This window comes from Sphingobacterium micropteri, assembly GCF_014692515.1.
Taxonomy (GTDB): Bacteria; Bacteroidota; Bacteroidia; order Sphingobacteriales; family Sphingobacteriaceae; genus Sphingobacterium; species Sphingobacterium micropteri.
The window spans coordinates 199,466-222,221 of record NZ_JACOIK010000001.1; the positions used below are offsets into that span (position 1 = coordinate 199,466).

23 protein-coding genes are annotated in these 22,756 nt (G+C 43.2%); 8 read left to right on the plus strand and 15 right to left on the minus strand.

The genetic code is table 11. The features are described from left to right. Positions 1–136: 136 nt before the first annotated feature. Positions 137–784, plus strand: coding sequence for a porin family protein (locus tag H8B06_RS00805; RefSeq protein WP_190992378.1), 648 nt, complete (start codon positions 137–139; stop codon positions 782–784). 65 nt (positions 785–849) lie between these two features. Here H8B06_RS00805 and rpsJ read toward each other — a convergent pair whose 3' ends face one another. From rpsJ to rpsL, 4 genes are all read right to left on the minus strand, one after another. Then, positions 850–1,155 carry a 30S ribosomal protein S10 gene (gene rpsJ, locus H8B06_RS00810; RefSeq protein WP_002993539.1) on the minus strand — a complete coding sequence of 102 codons (306 nt, stop codon included), beginning with the start codon at positions 1,153–1,155 and terminating at the stop codon, positions 850–852. 64 nt (positions 1,156–1,219) lie between these two features. After that, positions 1,220–3,343 (minus strand): elongation factor G, encoded by a 2,124-nt coding sequence (gene fusA / locus H8B06_RS00815; protein WP_190992379.1) that lies wholly within the window; start codon positions 3,341–3,343, stop codon positions 1,220–1,222. 102 nt (positions 3,344–3,445) lie between these two features. Further along, complete coding sequence (gene rpsG / locus H8B06_RS00820) at positions 3,446–3,913, minus strand: 30S ribosomal protein S7 (protein WP_105724787.1); 468 nt, start codon at positions 3,911–3,913, stop codon at positions 3,446–3,448. A gap of 19 nt (positions 3,914–3,932) precedes the next feature. Beyond that, positions 3,933–4,340, minus strand: coding sequence for a 30S ribosomal protein S12 (rpsL, locus tag H8B06_RS00825; RefSeq protein ID WP_130140989.1), 408 nt, complete (start codon positions 4,338–4,340; stop codon positions 3,933–3,935). 527 nt (positions 4,341–4,867) lie between these two features. Here rpsL and H8B06_RS00830 point away from each other — a divergent pair. After that, positions 4,868–5,581: an NRDE family protein gene (locus H8B06_RS00830; protein ID WP_190992380.1), complete on the plus strand. Its 714-nt coding sequence runs from the start codon at positions 4,868–4,870 to the stop codon at positions 5,579–5,581. A 503-nt stretch (positions 5,582–6,084) separates the two neighbouring features. Continuing rightward, positions 6,085–7,128, plus strand: a complete 1,044-nt coding sequence (locus tag H8B06_RS00835) for an AI-2E family transporter (protein WP_190992381.1) — start codon at positions 6,085–6,087, stop codon at positions 7,126–7,128. Positions 7,129–7,132: 4 nt separating this feature from the next. Here H8B06_RS00835 and H8B06_RS00840 read toward each other — a convergent pair whose 3' ends face one another. Both H8B06_RS00840 and H8B06_RS00845 read right to left on the minus strand, forming a co-directional pair. After that, positions 7,133–7,279, minus strand: a complete 147-nt coding sequence (locus H8B06_RS00840) for a hypothetical protein (protein WP_190992382.1) — start codon at positions 7,277–7,279, stop codon at positions 7,133–7,135. A gap of 364 nt (positions 7,280–7,643) precedes the next feature. Beyond that, positions 7,644–7,808, minus strand: coding sequence for a helix-hairpin-helix domain-containing protein (locus H8B06_RS00845; RefSeq protein WP_223857399.1), 165 nt, complete (start codon positions 7,806–7,808; stop codon positions 7,644–7,646). Positions 7,809–8,053: 245 nt separating this feature from the next. Here H8B06_RS00845 and H8B06_RS00850 point away from each other — a divergent pair, with 245 nt between their 5' ends. The 5 genes from H8B06_RS00850 to H8B06_RS00870 are packed head-to-tail and all read left to right on the plus strand — an operon-like array spanning position 8,054 to position 12,682. Further along, on the plus strand, positions 8,054–8,929 hold the full coding sequence (locus tag H8B06_RS00850; protein WP_190992383.1) for a substrate-binding domain-containing protein: 876 nt from the start codon (positions 8,054–8,056) through the stop codon (positions 8,927–8,929). Then, positions 8,919–9,809, plus strand: coding sequence for a phosphate ABC transporter permease subunit PstC (gene pstC, locus H8B06_RS00855; RefSeq protein WP_190992384.1), 891 nt, complete (start codon positions 8,919–8,921; stop codon positions 9,807–9,809). The genes H8B06_RS00850 and pstC overlap by 11 nt, the downstream gene beginning before the upstream one ends. Next, the gene (gene pstA, locus H8B06_RS00860; protein ID WP_190992711.1) at positions 9,799–10,662 is read left to right on the plus strand and encodes a phosphate ABC transporter permease PstA; all 864 of its coding nucleotides are present in this window, start codon (positions 9,799–9,801) and stop codon (positions 10,660–10,662) included. The genes pstC and pstA overlap by 11 nt, the downstream gene beginning before the upstream one ends. A 12-nt stretch (positions 10,663–10,674) precedes the next feature. Next, entirely contained in the window at positions 10,675–11,421 is a 747-nt protein-coding gene (pstB, locus tag H8B06_RS00865) for a phosphate ABC transporter ATP-binding protein PstB (protein WP_190992385.1), read from the plus strand. Positions 11,422–11,476: 55 nt separating this feature from the next. Then, the gene (locus H8B06_RS00870; protein WP_190992386.1) at positions 11,477–12,682 is read left to right on the plus strand and encodes an NAD(P)/FAD-dependent oxidoreductase; all 1,206 of its coding nucleotides are present in this window, start codon (positions 11,477–11,479) and stop codon (positions 12,680–12,682) included. Here H8B06_RS00870 and H8B06_RS00875 read toward each other — a convergent pair whose 3' ends face one another. From H8B06_RS00875 to H8B06_RS00915, 9 genes are all read right to left on the minus strand, one after another. After that, a complete protein-coding gene (locus H8B06_RS00875) occupies positions 12,683–13,282 on the minus strand; it encodes a nitroreductase family protein (protein ID WP_190992387.1) in 600 nt (199 codons plus the stop codon). Between the two features lie 214 nt (positions 13,283–13,496). Continuing rightward, complete coding sequence (locus H8B06_RS00880) at positions 13,497–13,823, minus strand: cupin domain-containing protein (protein WP_190992388.1); 327 nt, start codon at positions 13,821–13,823, stop codon at positions 13,497–13,499. A gap of 18 nt (positions 13,824–13,841) precedes the next feature. Continuing rightward, entirely contained in the window at positions 13,842–14,408 is a 567-nt protein-coding gene (locus H8B06_RS00885) for a hypothetical protein (RefSeq protein ID WP_190992389.1), read from the minus strand. 50 nt (positions 14,409–14,458) lie between these two features. Then, positions 14,459–15,202: an Ig-like domain-containing protein gene (locus H8B06_RS00890; protein ID WP_190992390.1), complete on the minus strand. Its 744-nt coding sequence runs from the start codon at positions 15,200–15,202 to the stop codon at positions 14,459–14,461. Positions 15,203–15,227: 25 nt separating this feature from the next. Next, a complete protein-coding gene (locus tag H8B06_RS00895) occupies positions 15,228–16,409 on the minus strand; it encodes a hypothetical protein (RefSeq protein ID WP_190992391.1) in 1,182 nt (393 codons plus the stop codon). A 25-nt stretch (positions 16,410–16,434) separates the two neighbouring features. After that, positions 16,435–18,090 (minus strand): hypothetical protein, encoded by a 1,656-nt coding sequence (locus H8B06_RS00900; protein ID WP_190992392.1) that lies wholly within the window; start codon positions 18,088–18,090, stop codon positions 16,435–16,437. Positions 18,091–18,103: 13 nt separating this feature from the next. Next, on the minus strand, positions 18,104–19,264 hold the full coding sequence (locus H8B06_RS00905) for a hypothetical protein (protein WP_190992393.1): 1,161 nt from the start codon (positions 19,262–19,264) through the stop codon (positions 18,104–18,106). Positions 19,265–19,269: 5 nt separating this feature from the next. Continuing rightward, positions 19,270–20,289, minus strand: coding sequence for a hypothetical protein (locus H8B06_RS00910; protein WP_190992394.1), 1,020 nt, complete (start codon positions 20,287–20,289; stop codon positions 19,270–19,272). An 11-nt stretch (positions 20,290–20,300) separates the two neighbouring features. Continuing rightward, positions 20,301–22,754, minus strand: a complete 2,454-nt coding sequence (locus H8B06_RS00915; protein ID WP_190992395.1) for a TonB-dependent hemoglobin/transferrin/lactoferrin family receptor — start codon at positions 22,752–22,754, stop codon at positions 20,301–20,303. Between the last annotated feature and the right edge of the window lie 2 nt (positions 22,755–22,756).

A 22,756-nucleotide genomic window follows, 5' to 3' on the forward strand; every position in this document is an offset into this window, starting at 1 on the left:
GTGAAGGAGATTGGAGGGTTAGTGACAAGTGGTTAGAGGGTTAGAAAGTTAAGAAGTTAGCGGTTAGGTGTTCGTGATTCGTGATTTTTGGTCTGAATATTGTAATGGATATCGTGATAAAACAAATTTGAAGAGTATGAAAAAGATTTTACTTTCATTAGGAGCAGCATTTTTATTGGCTGCAGGAGCACAAGCCCAAACATCTTGGGGTTTGAAAGCGGGTGTCAACATGGGTAAGTATAGTAATGCGCCCGAGTCTTCAAAAGACTATCAGAAAATGAATACCTCATTTTATGTAACAGGGTATGCAGATTTGCCGGTAGCGCCAAACTTTTCTGTTCAGCCGGGACTATCTTTACAAGGTAAAGGTGATAAGTACAAGCTTGATGGAGATAATTTGGATGGAAGTATGACAACGAATGTAATGGCATTGGAAATTCCCGTAAATGCCGTTTATTATATTCCGACAGGATATAGCGGCTCCGTATTTTTAGGCGCTGGACCTTACGTGGGATATTCTCTTAGCGGAAAACACAAAGTAGAAGGACGAGCGGGTGATCTTTTTGAAGGGGAAGGGGAATACGATATAGATTTCTCTGGTGACGATAAAGACCAAAAGCCATTTGATTTCGGTTTGAACTTTATGGCCGGATACAAATTGTCTAATGGATTCTTGATTAACGCTGGATATGGCCTTGGTTTGACGAACTTATCACCAAGCAGCAACAGCGACAATAAGTATTCTAACCGCGTACTATCCTTTGGAGTTGGTTACCAATTCTAAGAAACATCTTGTAAAAAAATAGGCTGCTTTGAAAAAGCAGCCTATTTTTGTTTAACTGAAATCTATCACACTTTGATTTCCACTTCAACGCCTGAAGGCAATTCAAGTTTCATCAATGCATCAACAGTTTTAGAGTTGGAAGAATAGATATCCAACAATCTTTTGTACGCACACAATTGGAATTGCTCACGTGCTTTCTTGTTAACGTGTGGTGAACGTAAAACCGTATAGATTTTTTTCTCTGTAGGCAATGGAATAGGACCACTGACAACTGCACCTGTAGGTTTTACTGTTTTTACGATTTTCTCAGCCGACTTGTCTACCAAGTTGTAATCGTAAGATTTCAATTTAATTCTGATTCTTTGGCTCATTTTTATGTATTTAAATATGACCACTGATTAGAGCTATTCACAACCAGTGATCGGTAAATTATTATTAGTCTTCGATAGATTTGATCTTACCTTTAGATTTCGCGATTACATCGTCTTGTACGTTACGAGGTGCTTCTGCATAGTGGTCAAACTCCATGGTAGAAGTTGCACGACCAGAAGTAATCGTCCGCAATTGCGTTACATAACCGAACATTTCCGAAAGAGGTACGTGCGCTTTGATAACTTGTGCACCACCACGTGTATCCAAACCTTGCATTTGACCACGACGACGGTTCAAGTCACCCATGACATCACCCATGTTTTCTTCCGGAGTCAATACTTCGACCTTCATGATAGGCTCCATCAATACAGGAGAACATTTAGGTAAAGCATTACGGTATGCCATCTTAGCCGCCAATTCGAATGATAGCGAATCGGAGTCGACCGCGTGGAAGGAACCATCGATCAAACGAACTTTCATGCCTGAAAGTGGATAACCTGCCAATACACCATTACTCATAGATACGTCAAATCCTTTCTGTACCGAAGGAATGTATTCTTTTGGAATAGCACCACCCACGATTTCATTTACGAATTGAAGAGGAGATTTTGTTAGATCGTAGTCCTCGTCAGCCGGAGAAACAACCACTTTGATGTCCGCGAACTTACCGCGACCACCAGATTGTTTTTTGTACACTTCACGGTGTTCTGTCGTTCCGTTGATAGACTCTTTGTAAGCTACCTGTGGAGCACCTTGGTTCACTTCAACTTTGAACTCACGTTTTAAACGGTCGATCAAAATATCCAAGTGAAGCTCACCCATACCAGAGATAACTGTTTGACCAGTTTCTTCATCTGATTTTACAACAAATGTAGGGTCTTCTTCTGCTAGTTTACCTAATGCGATACCTAATTTATCCACGTCAGCTTGTGTTTTCGGCTCAATTGCCAAACCGATTACAGGCTCAGGGAATACCATAGATTCTAGAACGATAGGGTTCTTTTCATCACAAAGGGTATCACCTGTTTTGATGTCTTTAAAACCAACTACGGCACCGATATCGCCCGCACTGATACGCTCGATAGGGTTTTGTTTGTTGGCGTGCATCTGGAAGATACGGGAAATACGTTCTCTGTTACCAGAACGAGTGTTCAAAACATAAGAACCTGCTTCCAATATACCGGAGTATGCACGAATAAAGCATAGACGACCAACAAATGGGTCGGTAGCGATCTTAAATCCTAAAGCTGCGAAAGGTTCAGATTCAGATGGTTTACGCTCGATTTCGTTTTCGTTGCGCGGGTCAGTACCTTTAACCGCTTCGATATCTAACGGAGAAGGTAATAATTCCATCACCAAATCAAGCATGGTTTGTACACCTTTATTTTTGAAAGATGAACCACATACCATAGGAACGATAGCGTTATCCAATACCGCTTTACGCAAAGCATCAAGGATTTCGCGCTCAGTCAATGAATTCGGATCATCGAAGAATTTCTCCATCAATGATTCGTCGTAAGAAGCGACAGCCTCCAATAATTTCTCACGGTATTCTGCCACCTCGTCAACCATATCGTCTGGGATAGGAACTTCTGTAAAGGTCATCCCTTTATCTTCTTTGTTCCACACCATTCCGCGGTTGTTGATCAAGTCAACTACACCTTCGAAATCATCTTCCGCACCGATAGGCAATTGCAATGCAACAGCCTCAGAACCTAACATTTCTTTTACTTGTTTTACAACTTTCAAGAAATCAGCGCCTGAACGGTCCATTTTATTTACGAAACCGATACGCGGTACTTTATAGCCATCAGCTAAACGCCAGTTCGTTTCTGATTGTGGTTCAACACCGTCAACTGCAGAGAACAAGAATACCAATCCATCCAATACGCGCAATGAACGGTTTACCTCTACGGTAAAGTCCACGTGGCCAGGCGTGTCGATAACGTTTACTTGATATTTTTTGTTGCGATAGTTCCAGAATACAGTAACAGCAGCAGAAGTAATCGTGATACCACGCTCTTGCTCTTGTGCCATCCAGTCAGTTGTAGCAGAACCTTCGTGAGTTTCTCCTAATTTGTGGTTAACACCAGAGTAAAATAAAATACGTTCTGTTGTTGTTGTTTTACCAGCATCGATGTGTGCAGCGATACCAATATTTCTTACTAAACTTAAATCTTTTGCCATTTTGTTTTTAAATGAAATCACACAGATCAAAAAAGGATTACACAGACTTCAATGATATCCATCTGTGTAATCCCTTATAGCTGTGTAATCAATTTCATGATATTAGAATCTGAAGTGTGAAAACGCTTTGTTTGCTTCTGCCATTTTGTGCGTATCTTCTTTCTTCTTCACAGCAGCACCTTCGCCTTTAGAAGCGGAAATGATTTCTCCTGCTAGTTTTTCACGCATGGTTTTTTCACCGCGTTTGCGAGAGTAGGAAATTAGCCATTTCATACCCAAAGCGATTTTACGCTCTGGACGTACCTCCATAGGAACTTGAAAGTTGGCACCACCCACACGACGAGATTTAACCTCTACAGCAGGCATTACGTTGTTCAACGCTTTTTTCCAAGTCTCTAAACCGTTCTCTTGTGTTTTTTGTTCTACTATTTCTACTGCATCGTAAAAGATGGAATAAGCGATAGATTTCTTACCGTCTACCATCATGTTGTTTACGAAACGTGTTACCTGAACGTCATTAAACTTTGGATCAGGTAAAATGATTCTCTTTTTTGGTTTTGATTTTCTCATTTTCTTTTCCTCCGTTTAATTATTTTTTACCTTTTGCCGGAGCTGCAGCTTGTCCTGGTTTAGGACGCTTAGTTCCGTATTTAGAACGACGTTGGTTACGACCGTTAACACCAGAAGTATCCAAAGCACCACGGATAATGTGGTAACGAACACCTGGTAAGTCTTTCACCCGACCGCCACGGATTAACACGATAGAGTGCTCTTGTAAGTTGTGTCCTTCACCAGGGATGTAAGCATTCACCTCTTTACCATTGGTAAGACGTACACGAGCGACTTTACGCATTGCTGAGTTTGGTTTTTTAGGGGTAGTCGTGTATACACGGGTACACACACCTCTTCGCTGTGGACATGAGTCCAACGCTGGAGACTTACTCTTGTCTTCCAGAGCTACTCTACCTTTTCTAACTAATTGCTGAATAGTAGGCATTTACCTGTTTTTGTTTTTAATTTATTAAAATTAATTTTTTAAAGTCCGCAAAGATAATGATTCTGTTTTGAATATTAAATAGTTAGGATGTAAAATATTATGATCTGTCGAAGAATCTTCTTTAATACGACAGCATGGCATTGATGCAAGATCTCGTGCCCGGTGTAACATTTAAACCAGAAAGTACAGTTCGTAACAAATCTTTAGGGATAACAGCAGCATATAGTTTTTTAAAGAAGAAAGTGCTACGGTATAAGGAACTGAAAAATTGTAAAACTTTTTGATGCCTTGGGTGATACTATATAGTAAGTATACAATATAGTATAGTCACTGAACATTAGAAATCATGGAGACAACAAATCAAAAAAGAAACCTTTGCACCTCCCGTAAGACTTCCGTCGGAGGTAAGAGGCCTGATATTCTAGTTTAAATAGTTAAAGAAGTAAAAAGATGACGTATTACATCACGAATAACCTATTAGAAATAAACGGTCTGCTCGGCAAGCTATCACAGGTTCAATTGAACAGATGTGCACAGTAACCTACATACCAACCTTAGATGGTTTTTATTTCACATCAAGCAGAGATGAGAAAGCGAGCAGAGCCACTATACCCCCAATGAAACATCGAATTGATGGCATCGATCTCATTTATCCGAAGGATGAAATAGCAGGTGGAACCTGGATTGCTGCCGGCTATAACGGTCGCACTGCCTGTCTTTTAAACGGAGCATTCCATAACCATGTGAAGCAGAAAAGCTATAGGCGGAGCCGCGGTCTGATCCTTCTGGAGAGTTTTAAACACAAAAGTATGTACGAGTTCTCAAATGTAGTCAATCTGAATGGCGTAGAACCATTTACCATAATCAGCCTTATTCACCTACCAGGCATTACGTCTGAGTTCACAGAGTTCAGGTGGGACGGTACAAGCAAGCATCTAAGACAGTTGGACATTCGCAAAAGTCAAATTTGGTCTTCCGCTACGTTGTACAATTCCAAAATTCAATTACAACGGACAGCATTATTTGAAGATTGGATAAAGAAATTTAAAGACGTAAACGGGAGGAACATCTTAGCATTTCATAGCACGAAACACGGCCTCAACGTCTCACACGATATTATAATGAAAGGTGAGGATGATCTAATGACACTGAGCATTTCACAGCTTCACTTTAACAACGGAAATGTTGTATTTAAGTATTACGATATACTGAACGACAAGGCTTATGTAACAGGACTTTAGGGAAAATACCGTAGCACGGGAGATCCTAACGATGATCTACGTTCATTCTCCAATGTATTTCGGCAGAAATTTGGTGTCCGGCCAAGTGAAAACAAACAACAGTTCCTGTCCGCCCGATGAAACAAATCATACCATAACAATACAATCCGATGGTACGAAAGTAATAGGTAGTTAGCATCTGATGAGGAATGGGTAGGGGCGGGAATTTCTTTTGAGCTTTCAGAAAAAAACAATACTACAACCGTCGTACTCAGACATTATAATTGGAAAGAACTGACTGACGACTATAGGTGGTGCAGCAATAATTGGGCGATGTTCCTCTATCGTTTAAAGACGTATTGTGAAAATGAAAAGACGCTGCCATACTAGGGAAACAAAACCTAGCATCATAAAAAGTTTTATACATGCCTTGAAAGAACGTGTCTTCCGGCAGAGGATTTTAAAACTATTCAGCATGCCCGTTGTTGATGTAGAAGAAAGTGTAAACATAGCAGCGAAAACTAGTGGAAAATAAAGAAAAATCGTTAAATGGAAAAACCATTTCGTTAAATAAGATTTGGACAATTGTTGGAGTTACGGCATCGGTCGTAGTAGTGCTATTGCTATGCTGGAAGGCCATAAATGTATTTCTATTCATCCTTGCCGGAGCCATTATGTCTATCTATTTTCATGGTTTTGCTGAGTTGATCGGTCGTATGACAAAAATGACGGCGAAGTGGTCCCTTGTCGCTTCTGTGCTTATAACGATTGTTTTCCTTTTTGGGATATCATTTTTGATCGGAAGTCGTGTAGCAAATGAAGCTGTACAGTTTTCAGAGCAAATTCCGGGCTTGGTTGGCGATGCTAAAAAATATATGCAACAGGACGAGACGTTGAAATCTGTCTATCAGCAAGTACAGTCATCAGAAATGCTACAAAAAGTTACGCCAATGCTTTCCGGTTTCTTTAACAGTACATTGGGCCTCTTCGGCGATATTTACGTTGTACTATTTATTGGCATCTTTTTTACCGCGACTCCGGAGATCTACAAAAGAGGTATGGTAAAGTTATTACCCGCTCGAGCGCGAGGCGAGGGCCGTCGCATTATCGACCTCATCGCCGGAAATCTTAGATCTTGGTTAAAAGGTATGCTATTCTCGATGTTTGTCGTCTTTGTACTGACGAGCATCGGCCTATTATCACTAGGCTTAGATTTATGGCTTATCCTGGCATTAATTGCAGGGCTTTTAAGTTTCATCCCAAACTTTGGTCCCGTCATAGCGCTCATACCCGCAGCGCTGGTAGCACTGTCGCAGTCGCCCACAACAGCACTATGGGTAATTTTATTATACGGCTTGGTACAGCTCGTAGAAAGTAATTTTATTACACCCCTAGTTCAGCAGGAGCTCATAAAAACGCCTCCGGCATTGATTATTATCTCCCAAGTTTTTGTAGGTATATGGCTTGGCGCATGGGGAGTGATACTGGCGACACCAATATTGGTGATCATGATGGTTCTTACTGACGAATTATATATTAAAAAGCAGGACATTAAAGAACATCTTTAAGGCTCTACAAACTTAACCGGGCTTCGGCAATCATATCGGGGAGTAGGCTGACACTGTCCATCAGAATGGTTTTGCGGGCTTGCAGCTTCAATTTCAGAAGTTCGTGATATAGCCGTTGATAACGAAGGAATTTAAGTATCAACCAATCCATGCATCCAGCTATTGAAATCCGCGTCCGAAGGAACTCCGAATTTTTTCCGCAATCTGCGCTTTCTTTTATTTAATTTTAACGAGGTGGTATAAAAATGAATCACAATATTTAAGATAACCATGAAGAGACAAATAGTTAATAAGACAGTTCACGTAAATGGCCTTGAGATTTTCTACAGAGAAGCATGCTATAGTAGAGACCTAGAACGGGTCCAAATTCACATATTAGAGGACGGACATATGTTGTTAGAAACAAATTTTGACGAAGTGGTGGAATTGATCGATAATTTTTTTCCAATCGCTCATTCCATAACAACCCCTAATGGAAGCTTATCTCTTTTCCAACTTTTGTAGCCGGAATGATTTCAGCTGATTTTAAAATTTAACCCCGCTTTTTTAAACGCGGGTAAAGAATCCTTTCCGATGCCGTGCAACGCAAGTATATCTTTTTCATTATGTTTCGGCAACTTTTCGATAGTATCAATGCCGTAATGAAGCAAAGCATTTCTTGGCTCCTTTACTTTTTCCACAAATGGGGCAGGTTGGGCAGTCGCTGCTTTTGTAATTTTGGTGTCCTTGTTTGCAGGTGCGCAATGATTAAGACGGGAATAAAACTGCCGTTGTCTTCGAACAATAGCAGTTTTTGTATCGGTACCTCGCAAAATTAGCGACCTTTACAAAATTTTTACATAATATTTACATTAAATACAGAGTACGTTAAGACCGTAATATAAAGTTAACAATTTATTAATATTTGTTATTCATTTTTGTGCCAATGAAACAGAGACTAATAAAATGGTTTCCACTTGTAGGTTTGGTTGTTCCTTGGTTAGGTATTTCATGCAGTGGTGGCAACAACTCTATAAAAATGAAAGGCTCCGATACGGAGGTTAATCTAGCGGTTAATCTAGCGGAAAAATTCACGGAACAAGATCCTAATTTCAGTATTGCAATTTCGGGGGGGGGGTCAGGATTAGGGATAACATCCCTCTTAAATGGCCAGGCTGATATAGCGAACTCGTCGCGGCCTCTTTCGGAAGAAGAGCAACAGCAGTTTAAGAAAAAAAATATTCTGTTGAAAACTGTCATCTTTGCGGAAGATGCTACAGCTTTCGTTGTTCACAAGGATTTGCCTATAGCCGAAATAACGGTCGAAACGTTGGGTAAAATTTTAAGCGGTAACATTACAAACTGGTCTGAATTAATCGACGCAGACTATCCTATTAATATTTATGGCCGTCAGAGTAGTTCGGGTACACACTCATTTGTTAAGAAAAAGCTAGCTATTGAATTTACGAATGCGGCTAAAGAGATGACGGGTAATGCACAAATTATTGAGGGAGTAAAGGCAGACCGAACAGGGATCGGCTATGTGGGGGCGGGTTATGTTGCCGAGGATCCTATTGCATCTCAGGGAATCAAAGTATTGAAGATTATCGAAAAAGAAGGAGAGCACGCCATTTCTCCTTTAGATCAAGAGGCAATTAATCAGCGGATCTATTTTTTTCAACGGCCGCTGTACCAGTTCGTATTAGCGGAATCCTGGGAGAAGGTCCGTCCTTTTATTGCATTTGAACGGAGCGCGACAGGCAAAAAACTCATTGAAGAGCATGGATATTATATATTAAATAATCAACAGGATGAAATATAAAACCCGTTTATCCTTAGATATTCTTTTTAAGATTATATTTAAAGGAACCGGACTTCTGGTATTGCTTCTATTAGGTGGTATTTTAGCCATGTTGGTGTACAACTCCTTTTCATTTTTTATGGATGTAAAACCGTTAGACTTTATAACCGGAATGGAATGGAGCCCAACGGCCGCAAACCCGAAATATGGTATGCTACCTTTAGTTCTAAGTACGACATTAGTTACTTTTGGTGCGATGCTTATCGCTATTCCGTTGGGGATAGGTACGGCAGCTTATATCGCAGAATACGCCTCGCCACGTGTAAAAAATCTATTGAAACCTGCTATTGAAATGTTGGCAGCAGTTCCTTCTGTTGTCATCGGTTTTTTAGGTATTGTCGTCGTAAGCCCTGGGATTGCAAACTTAGCCGACCTGTCGAACGGATTAAATGCGTTGAACGGTGCTATTCTGCTGGCGGTTATGGCACTACCGACCATCATTACCATTGCGGAAGATGCCATACATGCGGTGCCCAAAACCTATAAAGAAGCGAGTTATGCGGTCGGCGCCACCAAGTGGCAAACCCTGCGTAAGGTCATTATTCCAGCAGCGGCTCCAGGTATCATCGCGGCGATTATGTTGGGCGTAGGTAGAGCTATCGGAGAGACAATGACGGTTTTAATGGCTACCGGAAATGCATCCATTTTGCCAACCGGTATGTTTGACTCCGTCAAAACAATGACGGCGACAATTGCCATAGAGATGGGAGAGGTGCCCTATCAAACCACACATTACTTTGCCCTTTACGCCATAGCCACCGTATTATTTTTAATGACATTGGCTGCCAATATGTTGGGTGAATATTTTATTAACCGTTTTAGAAAATACCATGCTGTTTAAGTCGTCGAAGATATCCACTGTTATTGAATGGGGCACACTTTTGATCAGTACCTTGCTGGTCTGTTTCTTCCTGGTTGTTGTCATATGGGAAATTGTTTCCAAAGGGGCAGGTCAATTGTCTTGGGATTTCATTAGTAAAGTTCCGAGTGAGGGGATGACCAAAGGTGGGATTTTAACGCCCATTATCGGCACCGTTGCGCTGACGCTCCTGACTGCCTTGTTTGCGATCCCGTTTGGTGTGTGCTGTGCAATCTATCTTAATGAATATGCCGAAGATAACTGGTTAACACGTACCATCAGGGCTTCCATCCGTAACCTTTCGGGAGTGCCGTCAATTATCTATGGATTATTTGGATTGGCTTTATTTGTGCAAGCGCTGCAATTGGGGACGTCGCTGCTTGCGGCGGGGCTTACGTTGGGTTTGCTTTCCCTGCCTTATATTATTACCACGACAGAAGAAGCCTTGATGCGCATACCCAACAGCACCCGGGAAGCGGCATTAGCTGTGGGGGCCACGAAGTTTGAAACAATTAAAGATGTAATCCTGCCGTCTGCTATGCCGGGTATACTCACCGGGGTCGTGCTTACCTTGTCACGCGCTGCAGGGGAAACTGCCCCGATACTTTTTACCGGAGCAGCATTCTATATAAATAGTTCGAGCGGTTACCTGGATCAAGAGTTTATGGCATTGCCTTATCACCTTTATATGCTTTCTACACAGCATCAGTCCATTGAGGAGGTAAGGCCGATAGCCTACGGAACGGCATTAGTGTTGATTATTGTGGTGTTCTTTATGAATTTAACGGCTTTCTATATCCGCTTTAAATATAGAAAGAACGCAACGGAGATGTAAAATACGATAGACATGAAAACAAAATTATCCGCTGAAAATTTGAATATCAGCTTCGGAACTAAACAAGTGCTGAAAAATATTGATATACAATTTATAGAAAATGAAATAACGGCTTTAATCGGTCCTTCCGGCTGTGGGAAAAGTACTTTATTACGCTCTTTTAATAGGATGCATGATCTTTCCCCCGATGCCAAGATAACAGGTAAATTACAATTGGAGGATCTCGATCTTTATTCCAAAGCCGTTCCGGTTACACAAATCCGTAAGCGAATCGGTATGGTTTTTCAGAAAGCCAATCCTTTTCCCAAAAGTATTTATGAGAATATCGCCTATGGATTGCGTATCAATAATTTGCCATGTGATAAGTCGATCGTGGAGAAAGCCTTACGGGAAGCTTTTTTATGGGAGGAGGTAAAAAACGATTTGAAGATGCCTGCGACACGGCTTTCGGGCGGTCAGCAACAACGTCTATGTATCGCCAGAGCCGTTGCGCTGCGGCCGGAGGTTATCTTGATGGATGAACCCTGTTCGGCACTTGACCCTGTCAGTACATTGAAAATTGAAGAATTGATTGTCTATCTGAAAAAGAAGTACACCATTGCGATTGTGACCCATAACATGCAACAGGCGCAGCGTATAGCGGATAAAACCGTCTTCTTGTATCTGGGAGAAATCAAAGAAGAAGGGCCTACCCAGAAGATTTTTGGATCTCCGGAAAATGAAATGACCGCCAATTATATTCATGGTCAGTTTGGTTAATGAAGAAATATAAAACCGATAGTTTATATTTGTCGTAAGCTATAAATCGGTATTTATGAATTTAAAGTCAAGCGAGCCATTTTGGTTGATAAAAAACGGGCTAATTGGTTCTTTTCCGTCCTTGAGACAAGATGTTTCATGCGACGTTTTGGTAGTTGGGGGAGGTATTACAGGTAGTTTGATAGCCCACCAATGTGTGGAGGAGGGCTATAAAACAGTGTTGATCGATAAGCGCGAAATTGCCAACGGTAGTTCGTCTGCAACCACTTCGATGCTCCAATATGAAATTGATACACCTTTGTACAAACTAATTGAAATGGTTGGCCCCAAAGGTGCTGTCGCGAGCTACAAAGCATGCTCCCGTGCGATAGACCAGCTGGGCGAAATCGCCCATAAAATAAAATCTAAAGCGGATTTTGTAAAGAAAGATTCCCTCTATTTTGCAGCACTGAAAAAGGATGTAGCCTGGTTAACCAAGGAGTTTGAAGCTCGAAAGAAAGCGGGGTTTGACGTGCAATGGATGACGGAGAGCGACATACTCCAAAAATATAGTTTACAAAAGGCTTACGGCGGTATATTATCTAAACAGGGGGCTAGCATAGATGCCTTCTTATTTGTTCACGAGCTTCTCCGTTATAATACAAAAAAAGGCCTGGAAGTATACGATAAAACAGAACTCGCCACGGTAAAACATCATGCCCGCCATAACGAGGTTATCCTCGCCACGGGAATTACGATCAAATGTAAAAGAATCGTATATTGCGTAGGGTATGAAAGTGCAACCATGATCAAGCAGAAATTTGTCGATCTCATCAGTACGTATGCCATCGTTTCGGAGATGATGCCGAAGGAAAGTAAACGTTATCAGGATCTATTGTTATGGAATACCGCGGCGCCTTATCATTATATGCGGACGACGGATGATGACAGAATGCTTATCGGCGGTGAAGATGAGGAATTTCGGAATCCCTCAAAACGGGATGCTTTAATTGCGCAAAAAGAGCAGAAACTACACAAATCATTTGAAAAATACTTGCCTCAGGTCCCTTTCTATACGGATTTTGCATGGGCAGGTACTTTTGGTCAAACCAAGGACGGATTACCTTATATCGGTGTTCATCCAGATTTTAAAAATTCTTATTTCGTGTTAGGATTTGGTGGCAATGGTATTACTTTTTCTGTTACAGGAATGGAGATGGTCTCCAATTGGCTGAAAGGGAAGAAGCATGCATTGACAGCTTATTTCGCTTTTGGGAGGTAATTATATATGATCTATTACCTCTTCTAACGGTCGCCGGAATTTTGGTTTGAGCATAGGCTGGTTAAAATCTGCTACATCTCGATGGCCTATCGCTGCCGCAAATAACGCCGTATATCCATCATATTTCAATATTTCGTCGTACTTATCCGATTGGATGCCTTCCATAGGCGTAGAATCAATGCCCATGCTTGCGCAGCCTGCTAGGAAAAAGCCCAGCGAAAGGTAAACTTGGTGCTGCATCCAATTTCTGATGCCGGCTTCGCCTAGCGGTTTTACGAGTTGGTGATAATAATTTACCGCGCCTTCTGGTAATTGCAAGAGGTTCTCGTTCTCAAATTTTTCTACGTTGTCAATTACACTGAATACAACCAAGTGACTCGCCTGATTGATTTTTTCCAGATTATGATAGGATACCTTCGCTAGCTCACTTTTGATTTTTGTATCAGAGATAATCGTAAATTTCCACGGTTGGCTGTTTATCGAGGAGGGGCTTAACCGTAAGATTTCCTTTAATTGTTGGACGATATCTTCTGCTAATTTTTCGTTCGGATTATATTTTTTTGTGCTATATCTTTTTTGGGCGATATCTAAAAAATGCATATGTTAAAATTTGCTTGTTTTTGACGTTGTATAACTGCAAAGCTAAATATTTTAATGCTATCTACGGTAGAAGGACTAGACAAAATATACGGTCTGTGTAGATGAATGTTGTAAACGGATATCAGTTTGTTGTAACCGGTATGTGGTTTATCACAAACAGCATATCAGTTTATTATGAACTGATATGCGTTTGTTGCCTAGAGATGGCCATGTTTTAGTCTCTGATTGAGGTCAATAACATCTTGAAAGCGGTTGTCGCAGCGACCGCATGAGGTATCGTGGCCGGCAGGATAATCATTTCACCGGCTTTTACGATATGAGGTTCGCCGGCGATGTGGATCAGTGCTTCTCCATCTAATGCCTGCAATACTGCATCGAATGGAGCCGAGTGCTCTTTAAGTTCCTGCCCTTTATCAAAAGCGAACATAATTATGTGGCCGGTATCACTTTTTTTGATAATCTCTTTTACGATACCGTCTTTTTTGTATGCTACACGTTCTTTAAGTTTAGATACCAATGCGGTTTCAATTGTTGTACTCATGTGTTTGATTCTATTTTTTTAGTTTTTTGTATAAATCAATATTTCTATCGGCAGCGGTACACCCGGTGTCAAATTTAAATCGTAGCGTAAAGCTTTTTGTCCATCTTTTTCTATTTCAGCATAGGTGCCGGTTATGGATGCTTGATCCGAAGATACCCCTCCTTCTGATCCGGGAGGCAGCTGGATGCCGTCGGGTATGTCTTCGGGATCAGTCTCTTCACCCTTTGGCGGCAGGGCCTTGAAAGTACCGCCAGTTCCTTCCAATAAGATGCTGTTGTTTGGTCCTTGTTTGACGGACATGTTTATATCAACTGTCATCTCAAAAGGCATGGGGTCAGCCCGGAATTTCTCGTAAAGCATACGTAAACGCCCGTCGCCAAGTGCTTCGAAATATACGGTATGTTCGCCGCTGGCCATCGGGTTTGATCCCATAAATGATGGTATAATCTGTGCTGTGTAAGTTCCAGCTAGCCCATATTGCTCGATAAGCGACTGCCCGTCGTTGTCATCTTCCTTGGAACAGGACGAGATGCTGACGCCGATAAAAAATAGCAGCATCCATTTGTATATTGTTGTGTGTTTCATATTCTCTATTAGCTTCGTTGAGCTCACTTCGTTCGGTTTTCCATTCTCCATTACTCCCTCGTCATGCTTAACAAAAATAATCCATCCGAAATATTTGCCAAGAGGGTCAACCGATTGGCGTCGAGGTGTTGGATCTTGGCATGTTCGATTTTCATCGGCCCCAGTGGAATGACGGTGTTGATGGTCATTACTCCGTCTTCATTGATAGCCCAGGTTCCTGTATCATGGGTGAACTGCAATGGACTGGTTACCTCAAAATGGAAGGTGCCGTCTGCCTTGAAATCAAAATACTTCTGTGCCACTGTCGCAAATATATCGTAAGGTGGGGTGGCAGCCGTCTGTTTGATAATAACACGGGACACCGTTTGGTCGGATTTCCAACGATGTGCCTGTATCAGGGCCTTTGCGGTCTGCCAGCCTTCGTTATAAGCCGCTTTGGCGGCGATCTTATCGAGCTTGACGGTCTTGGATACAAGATCGCCTTTTGTCACAAACGCTTGCAATTGCTGTTCGTAATCCGCCAGCTGGTCAATGCTAAAGCTGAAATTACCGGAAGCATCTGTTGTGATTTTACGTAAGACTTGCCCGTTAGTGCCCTCGTATTGAAAGGTAACTTCCGTGCCGGAATCTGCCTTGCCACTGATGGTCGCTTTATCGTTGGCCGTTGTGATCTGTATGTCCGATGGGGCATTGATGGTTGTTTCTTCTTCGGGTGCGGGATCATCCTTCCCACAGCTGTACTGAAGCAGTATAAATACGCTGAAAATACATAGGATGTGTTTGAATGTTATCATTTTTAGTTTCTGTTTTTATTTACACCTACAATTCTATAACTCCGGCGTAAGGATCCCAACCACCCTCCCAACTGCTGGTGGTCGTGATACTAAGGTCTTTCGTCCACGATATGGCGTAGTCTATATAAACCATGCCTTCGTTTAATAGCTCTCGAAGTACAACGGTTTCCTTTGTTTCGGTATCGAAAGTTACTTTAATACGGTAAGTCGAATTTTCAGCATATGTTTGACCATACAATGTGCAGTCTGCGTGTTCTCCCCATAACGTATAGATATCGCCCTCCTTTGATACTTTAAATTTTTCATATCCCGAACCATAGCCCCTTATGTTGAGGAAGAGCGTGTTGTTCTTGTCAATGACCACAAAAGGAGCCGAAGGCATGTGGTTGCTCTCGTCCGCAGGAAGTATAAGTGTTGCTTTGTCCAGATCCACCCCTTCAATGGTCGTTATCCAATAATATTCCGCCGGCATATACATCTTGTACAAAGCGTTACTGTTAAAGCCCATGACTTCTTGCAGTTCTGCGATGAGCACCGCCTGGTTTTCTTCTTCGGTCAGTTCCAGTTCAGGCATAACAAAAGGATGGCCTTTTAGCAGTATCGCTGCTCCGGCTGAAGGCGTACCTTTGGCGATGCTGATCTCTACCGGAACCTGTAGGGTTTCTGTCGCCTCTCCACCGGGTTTACGGGAATTTATTTTTGCTTGGAAAACGATTTTGTCTCCATCGTTTTCTGTTTTCACATCGCTGATATCGAGTAGAGAAAAATCATAGGGAAGTGTAGCGGTAGCCAATTGTTTCATCTCAAAACTCTCTTGCTCATCTACATAATTCCAGTACCAGTAGTTATCGCTCTCACTCAACGGAAGATCTTCACCAACAATAAAACTGAATTTACTGCCCAGTTTTGTGTTGCTTTCATCGTTCACCGCTGTCGTCTGGAAGTTGATACCCATTGTTTTGCCGTACATATTGGGGGCCCAGCCCAGTCCGCTCTCAGAAGTAAAAGCTACTGCGTTGTCCCAGTTGGCGGTTTCATCCAGAAAATTGACGGACGTTATTGTCCACATACCTTCTAATTCTATTTTTTGGACGGTTTCTTCCGGTTCTGGTTCGGGAGAAGGGTTGTCGTCTTTGCTACAAGACTGCGTGGCAATTAGTGCTAAAAATGCAATCGTTACGAAAAGTGTGTTTTTTAAGTTGTTCATTGCTTCTATTTAATTTATTGCGTTGTTAATAATAAGTGACATATTGGTCGAACCAGCTCGGTTTGTTAATGATGGTACTGCCTGTTTTTAAATTGACAGGTTTGTAACCCCCAAAATAATTTGATGCGTTAATAAGTGCATGCTCGTTTAGGTTCGGGGGAAGTATGAGTGTTACGGTATTATCTCCTCCCAAGGTACCGAGGTGCATATAATTAAGATTTGTCGTCCGGCTGAGGTCTAGTGTATTGATCGCTAATGTCGTTGAGCTGAAATTTATTTTTTCTATGCTTGCCGGCAGTTTCAGATCGATATCTCCATCCCGTATAGTCGTCGTATAAATCTGGAGTTCTTTTAGATTGGTCAGGTTTGACAGATCCCAGGTGCCGGCTTTTATTCTTGCGCTGATATAAATAGATTGCAAGGATTGGGGAAACTGTACACCATCCATATCAAATTGGTAATATCCGCCATTATTCAATGCAATATGTCGGAGTGAAGCAGGTAGTTTTAATGTGTTGATCTTAAGTGTGTTGTAATCAGAGCCGATGTAGTCATTATTTGTAGAAAAAGACATCTTCAATGTGTCCATTTGATCTAAATCTGTAAAAGCAGGCTCAAAAGTGTAATTATTTAGTGCCAAACTTTTTAGACTTTTTGGAAATGTCAGGTTTTCCTTTAAATTCCGGGCGCTCAATGTTAGGGTTTTAAGACCATCGGGCAGGGTAGATTTTTCAACTAGATTAGCAGTAAGGTTCTCCATACCGGTATGCAGTATCAGTTTCTCTGCCTGCGTGGCTGTAAGGGTTTTAATTTCGGATTTGCTGACATCAAAGGTTCTTACGGCGGCGTAGAATGTCAGGTTATCCGTTTTGGTGCCCGCCATGGTAAAATCGGGATCTGCTTCCCCTCCAACGACCATCTTTTCAACCCATAGCCCGTCCAAACTTCCCGAAGGCATTTTTAGGCCTCCACCAAGTCCATTATTACTATTTGAAAAAGATTTCAGCTTGTGCTGGGGATATGTAATGTTGCCTAATTGGATACCAAATATGAGTATTTCCTCCAGTTTGTGGCTACCGGATAAGTCTGCTTGTAACGGTACGTATTCAAACTCTTGGTCTGGATATGCTCTAGCGAAATCTGTAGGGCTAACTCCCCACGTAAAGCGTTTCATATCGGGCATTTCTTCCAATCCTTTTATACCTGTGCCGAGGTGGTTATAAAAATAAAACAGGGTAGTCTTCGGATAATTTTTAAAGCCTTGCACCACACCTCTGGCATTCGGCATTTTGGTGTAGTTTGCCAGAAAATTGGTGCCCAACCAAACCTCATCGCCTAAAGTAGGGTTGCTGTTGTTTTCGGGCGGTATAAAGAATAAGCTGTCGTTTCCGGGCGTCACCACGTACAGTGCCTGTGTTTCCGCTATGCCCCTGTATTTATGCAGGCTATCCTGCAGGTTTTTGAGGACAGCTGGGTCATTTAATTTATTGAATATATCACCCAGCTTTTCAAAGCGGAACATACGGATGTATTCCATCGCCCGCTCTGCCTGATAGGTCTGGTACTCGGAAGAATTCTCGTCAAATTCCAGCTCGTTTTCTTGAATGATCAGCCTTTCTTTGGTACAGGACAGTACCGCGAGGAAAGAAATGGTTAATAGGAATATGCTTATCTTGTTCATCTGTATTTACGTATTAAAAAGCCGATTTTATATTAATCGTTTCATTGACATCAAAAGGTACTTTGGATAAAAAGGTGTAAAAGATCGCATCGTTGGTCGTGATCCGGCTCCAAAAGCCGTCGTCCATTTTCTCGATCAGCTCAATGGCGTAGTACCGTTGTTTCTGCGTGCGTATGGGAAGATTCTGTGCGACGCCCAATTTTGTCAGGTTCTCGCCATATACAGGTAGGTGAAAGAGCAACTCCCCCATGCTGTAAAAAAAAGCTTCGTCGGTTCGGACGAAAATCTTGTTTCCTTTGACTTCCCAAGTGGCGTCTGAGGCCAGCGTTTTTCCGGGAGGGAGTATGTCCAAAAATTCAGCACCGAAAGTACGTTCAAACACCTTGTAGGCGATGGTTGCCGTGCCGTCTGCCCGCAGGTCAAAGGCCTGCCCAGACAGCAAGGTAGGCGTAGAGAGAAGCAAATCTTCGATATGGGTAACGCGGATAATATCTTTTTCCGCTACATTACCGACCGATACGGCTTCGTCATAGCTGGCCGTAGCCCATGTGCCTATAAAATCTGCGGCATTGATTGCTGCCGTGGACACGGTCTGCTGCTCCAGCCAACGGAAATCTCCGGCACTGATTTCAACGGCATCCGTGCTGGAGGTACTATTGGCTAAATTAAAATCGATCATCCTGTTGCCAAAATCCATAGACACCTTTAGGGTAGAAACCTGGTCCTGCGCTTCTAGGTTCAACACTTTTATTTTGGCGGTATTATTGGATACCGGCGTTTTGGTATTCAGTATGATGGTGTTTTCATCGGTTTTTGCGACCTGCCAGGTACCTTTGTTGTGGATGTAGATATTCGGAAAAAAAGGAGGCCGGAACAGCATGTTGGAAGAACCGTCCCGATTGAGTGTCATGTTTTGGAAAGCTGCAACATACAGGAAAGAAGCCATGGATTCCGACGGGCTGGGTACATTCTCTTTGCTTTCCCATATCAATTTGATGGATTCTAAACCTAATGCCGCATCTCTGTGCCACGTCTGGTTGGAGATTTTCTGGATGACTGGATTGCTCAAGTCTGGCGTGATCGTGGTGTTTTCCACGACAATATCTTCTTTTTTACAGGCCGTGACCATCCATAACGCTAATCCAAAAAAGAGTATATTTCTTGTCTTCATCATTATTTTCAATTAAGATTTAACGTAAATTCCTTTATCCCGTCTGCATAGAATCGGGTATAGATATCATCGCCGGGCTCGGCCTTCAATAAATGCGGATATATGCTCAGTATCATCCTCGGTTTGGACAGTGTTAGGCTGTTGCTTCGTACGGCATATTCGTATTCAAATACCCATTCGCGCTCGACTTTGCCGACACCTTCCTGATTGGGGTCTAGGGTGTTTCGCAGGTGGAAATAGAAAAATATCTTGTTGCCGTAAACCCTATATTCTGCCGGAGATAACAAGTCTGCGGTAGCAAATCCCTGTGTGCTGTATTGGTTTTCGTCCTGTTGGGTGTAAAAGGAACCGTTTGGAACCGGGATATACGGAAAGAAGAAGAACTTCTGGATATCCATTCCGTTGTCTGCCTGGAGGGTAAAATCAAAGTTGACTATAAAGGTCGTCCAGGGATTTTCAGTGGTGCCGCCCACGGTTTTGTTCCGGAGCAACCAATTTTTGTTGATGATGCTTTCATTGACGGTCAAGGTTTGTTTTAAAGTGGCTATCTTTTCATCAAAAAAGGCGTCGATTTCCGTTACCCTTGCCTTAAACAGTTCAAAACGCTCGTCAAAACGGAGCTGTTGCGGCGATTGTCCCAATAGCGTGCGGTTCAGGACGTTGGTCTCGAACTTTGCTTTGTACAGGTCGAACAACGTCGTCGGCATATCGGCAGATGCCCGCGCGAAGTTCGCATTCATGCGCACCACCAGGTCTGTCCGGGCATTCCGCCACTGCACATCACTGTCGTCTAGAAAATTCTGTGTCTCGGTCAGGAGTTCGTATTGTACAAACTGCCGGTAATTGCTTTCGGCTTCCAAAGGCTGCTCAAAGGAAAGGTCGAAGAGCTCATCCAGCTTGTCCAGTCTTTCCTGCTTGTCCAGCAGCAGCAGGGTGGTCTCATCCAGATCCAGCGTGTCCTTGCAGGAAGTGAATGTGTTCACAGCAAAGGCTGTGAGCAGTAGGAGGTATATTGTTGTCTTTTTCATTTTTTTAACTATTAAATATTAAACTCCAGACTCACGCTGAAATACCGTTTCGGTTGCGAGAACCGGGTAATGGTCTTCGTTCCCTCGCGGAAGAAGTTTTCGATATGGGGCAACAAGGCCGGGTTGGTCAATTGACGTAAATCATCCCACCGCCAAAACTTACTGTCGAATATATTGTATACACCGGCGCGGATGACGTAGCGTGGGGTAATCTGGTACGAGCCATAGAAATCAAAGCTGTAGCTGTCTTCCAAAAACAATCCCGGGAATGTACGCTGTATTTCTTTCGTCGCTGTGCTTTCTATAAAGCGTGTTTCGTCGCGTTCCTTTGCTTTGAAGTAGTTGCCGACCAGGTTGGCATTCCACTTCTGATTGGGTGAGAAGTACTCAATTCCCGCAAACCCTGTTAAGGGCTGTACGCCGAGCATACTGGTGCCGTAGGATGTTTCGCCTTTGGCGTAACTAACGGCCGAGTTGATGGCGAAGCCACGAAACGGAGCGTATATTTCCTCTAGCAAGAGGTGTACTTTGGCATCAAAACCGCGGAGATCGGCCGAACGGCGGTTTACGTTTTTTACGTACGATAGATTTTTGGTGCTGTTGTCCAGCGGACTGGTCACGGCAATGGTCCCACGTTCGATCTCGATAAAGTTAGCATAGTCGGAGTAGTAAAAATTCAACATATACGTACCGAAACGGCCATTGCCGGCAACCTCGATCTCGTGGTTTACAGAAGTCTCCGCTTTCAAATCGCGGTCAGACAGTACCAGAAACGAAGGCCAGGAGTTGAAGTATTGGAAATAGCGTTCTTCGGTGGTCGGTACCCGGTATCCGGTCGAGAATTTGTAGCTGAGGTTAAGGTAGTCCAAGAGGCGGTATCCCGCACTTGCCAGAAACGAGACTCCCTCATCGGTGTCGTCGATCGGTGCATCGTTCAACTCAACGCCTTCCAGGTCGCGCATGAGGTAGTCCATATAATACTGGTCGTTGTTGTAGTCCCAGTCTTTGTCCTTGGTGTGGAAACGGTCGTAACGCACACCGAGATCCAAGGTCAGCCGTGGTGTAACGTGGATATTGTCTATCAGCGATGCACTGTAGTTGAGACGGTCGATCGGGCGTTGGAACGAGTAGGCATTGATGTATTTGCCCATGGACTCCCCGAATTCGTAGCGCACACCCTGCCGCACGGTATAACCGTCGATCTTGTTGGAAGCGAATGGATTTTCTACATCCACATTCCGGTTGTCGTTATATTTGTTGGCCACGTTGGCAGCCAGGGCGAAGCGGTGTAAGCCGAGATAGTTGCTTTCTATTTCACGGAACGTAATGTCGGCACGGAGCATCTTATCCTTTATTTCCTGTCCGCGGTATTTATCGCGTTTCCCCTCGTATATCAGTTCATAGTTACCTGTGCCGTCAAAGTTCGGGCGGTAATATTCTGACCAGGTGGCGGCATCGAGGTGGGTATTCTGGATGTTCCCCGTGAGGGAAGCTTTGGATAGCCAATGTTCTTCCAGGGGCGTAAACGTATAGCCCAGGGAGTAGGAATGGCTCAATGATTGGTCATGGCCATAATAATAAGGCTTATCGGCCGAGGTGAAAATGTCTAACGGTTCCTGCGACCAAATTTCGGAGTCTACCCTTTTGTTGAGCATGTAGTAAGACAGCTCCATGCGATGCTGCAGGTTGGGTACAAAAGCGGCCTTGGCAAGGAAGGTTTGCTGGCGGTAGTCCATCGGGTCGATCTGGGTGGAGGTGACGTTGCGGTTGAGCTCGCCATAGCTGAAGTTGCGGAGTTCGTTGCCATAGCGGTCGGCAAACATCAACAGGCCTTCCCAACGGCCTTTTTTGACACCGGTGCCGGCGAGGTACATGCGCATGTTGTCTTTACCGTTGTAGTTGAGCTGTGCCAATGCACCGTATTCCTGTCCTTTGCGCACGATGTCGCTGACTCGTTTAGTGGTATAGTTAACGGCGCCACCCAAAGCACCGGAACCGACAGCAAAGGAAGAAGCCCCTTTCTGGATATCGATAGCCGACACGAAATAAGGATCGAATTCAATACGGGACGCGTTGGAAAGCCCATAGGCACTGAACACCATGTTTTCATGTATTTCGGGCTGCTGCACACCGTCTACACTGATGGCGACACGGTTAGCCTCTACACCACGGATGGCAAAGCCCCGGTTGCCGCCGCGTGTACCCGAATAGGAGATGCCTACACCCGGTGTGTATCGAATCAGGTCGCGGATGTCGGAGGTCATCTCTTTGGCGAGCTGCTTCTGGTCAATACGGGTAGACCCAATTTCACGTTTGTGCTGTCCATCCACAGTAACCTCCTCTATTTTCAGGTTTTTTAAGGTGTCGGTTTTCGTTTTTAAAGTATCCCGTTGCTGTGCTAAGATGGAGCCCGTTCCTACTATCGTCAAAACAGCTAATATGATCGTGGTTTTCGTTGTCGTCATGT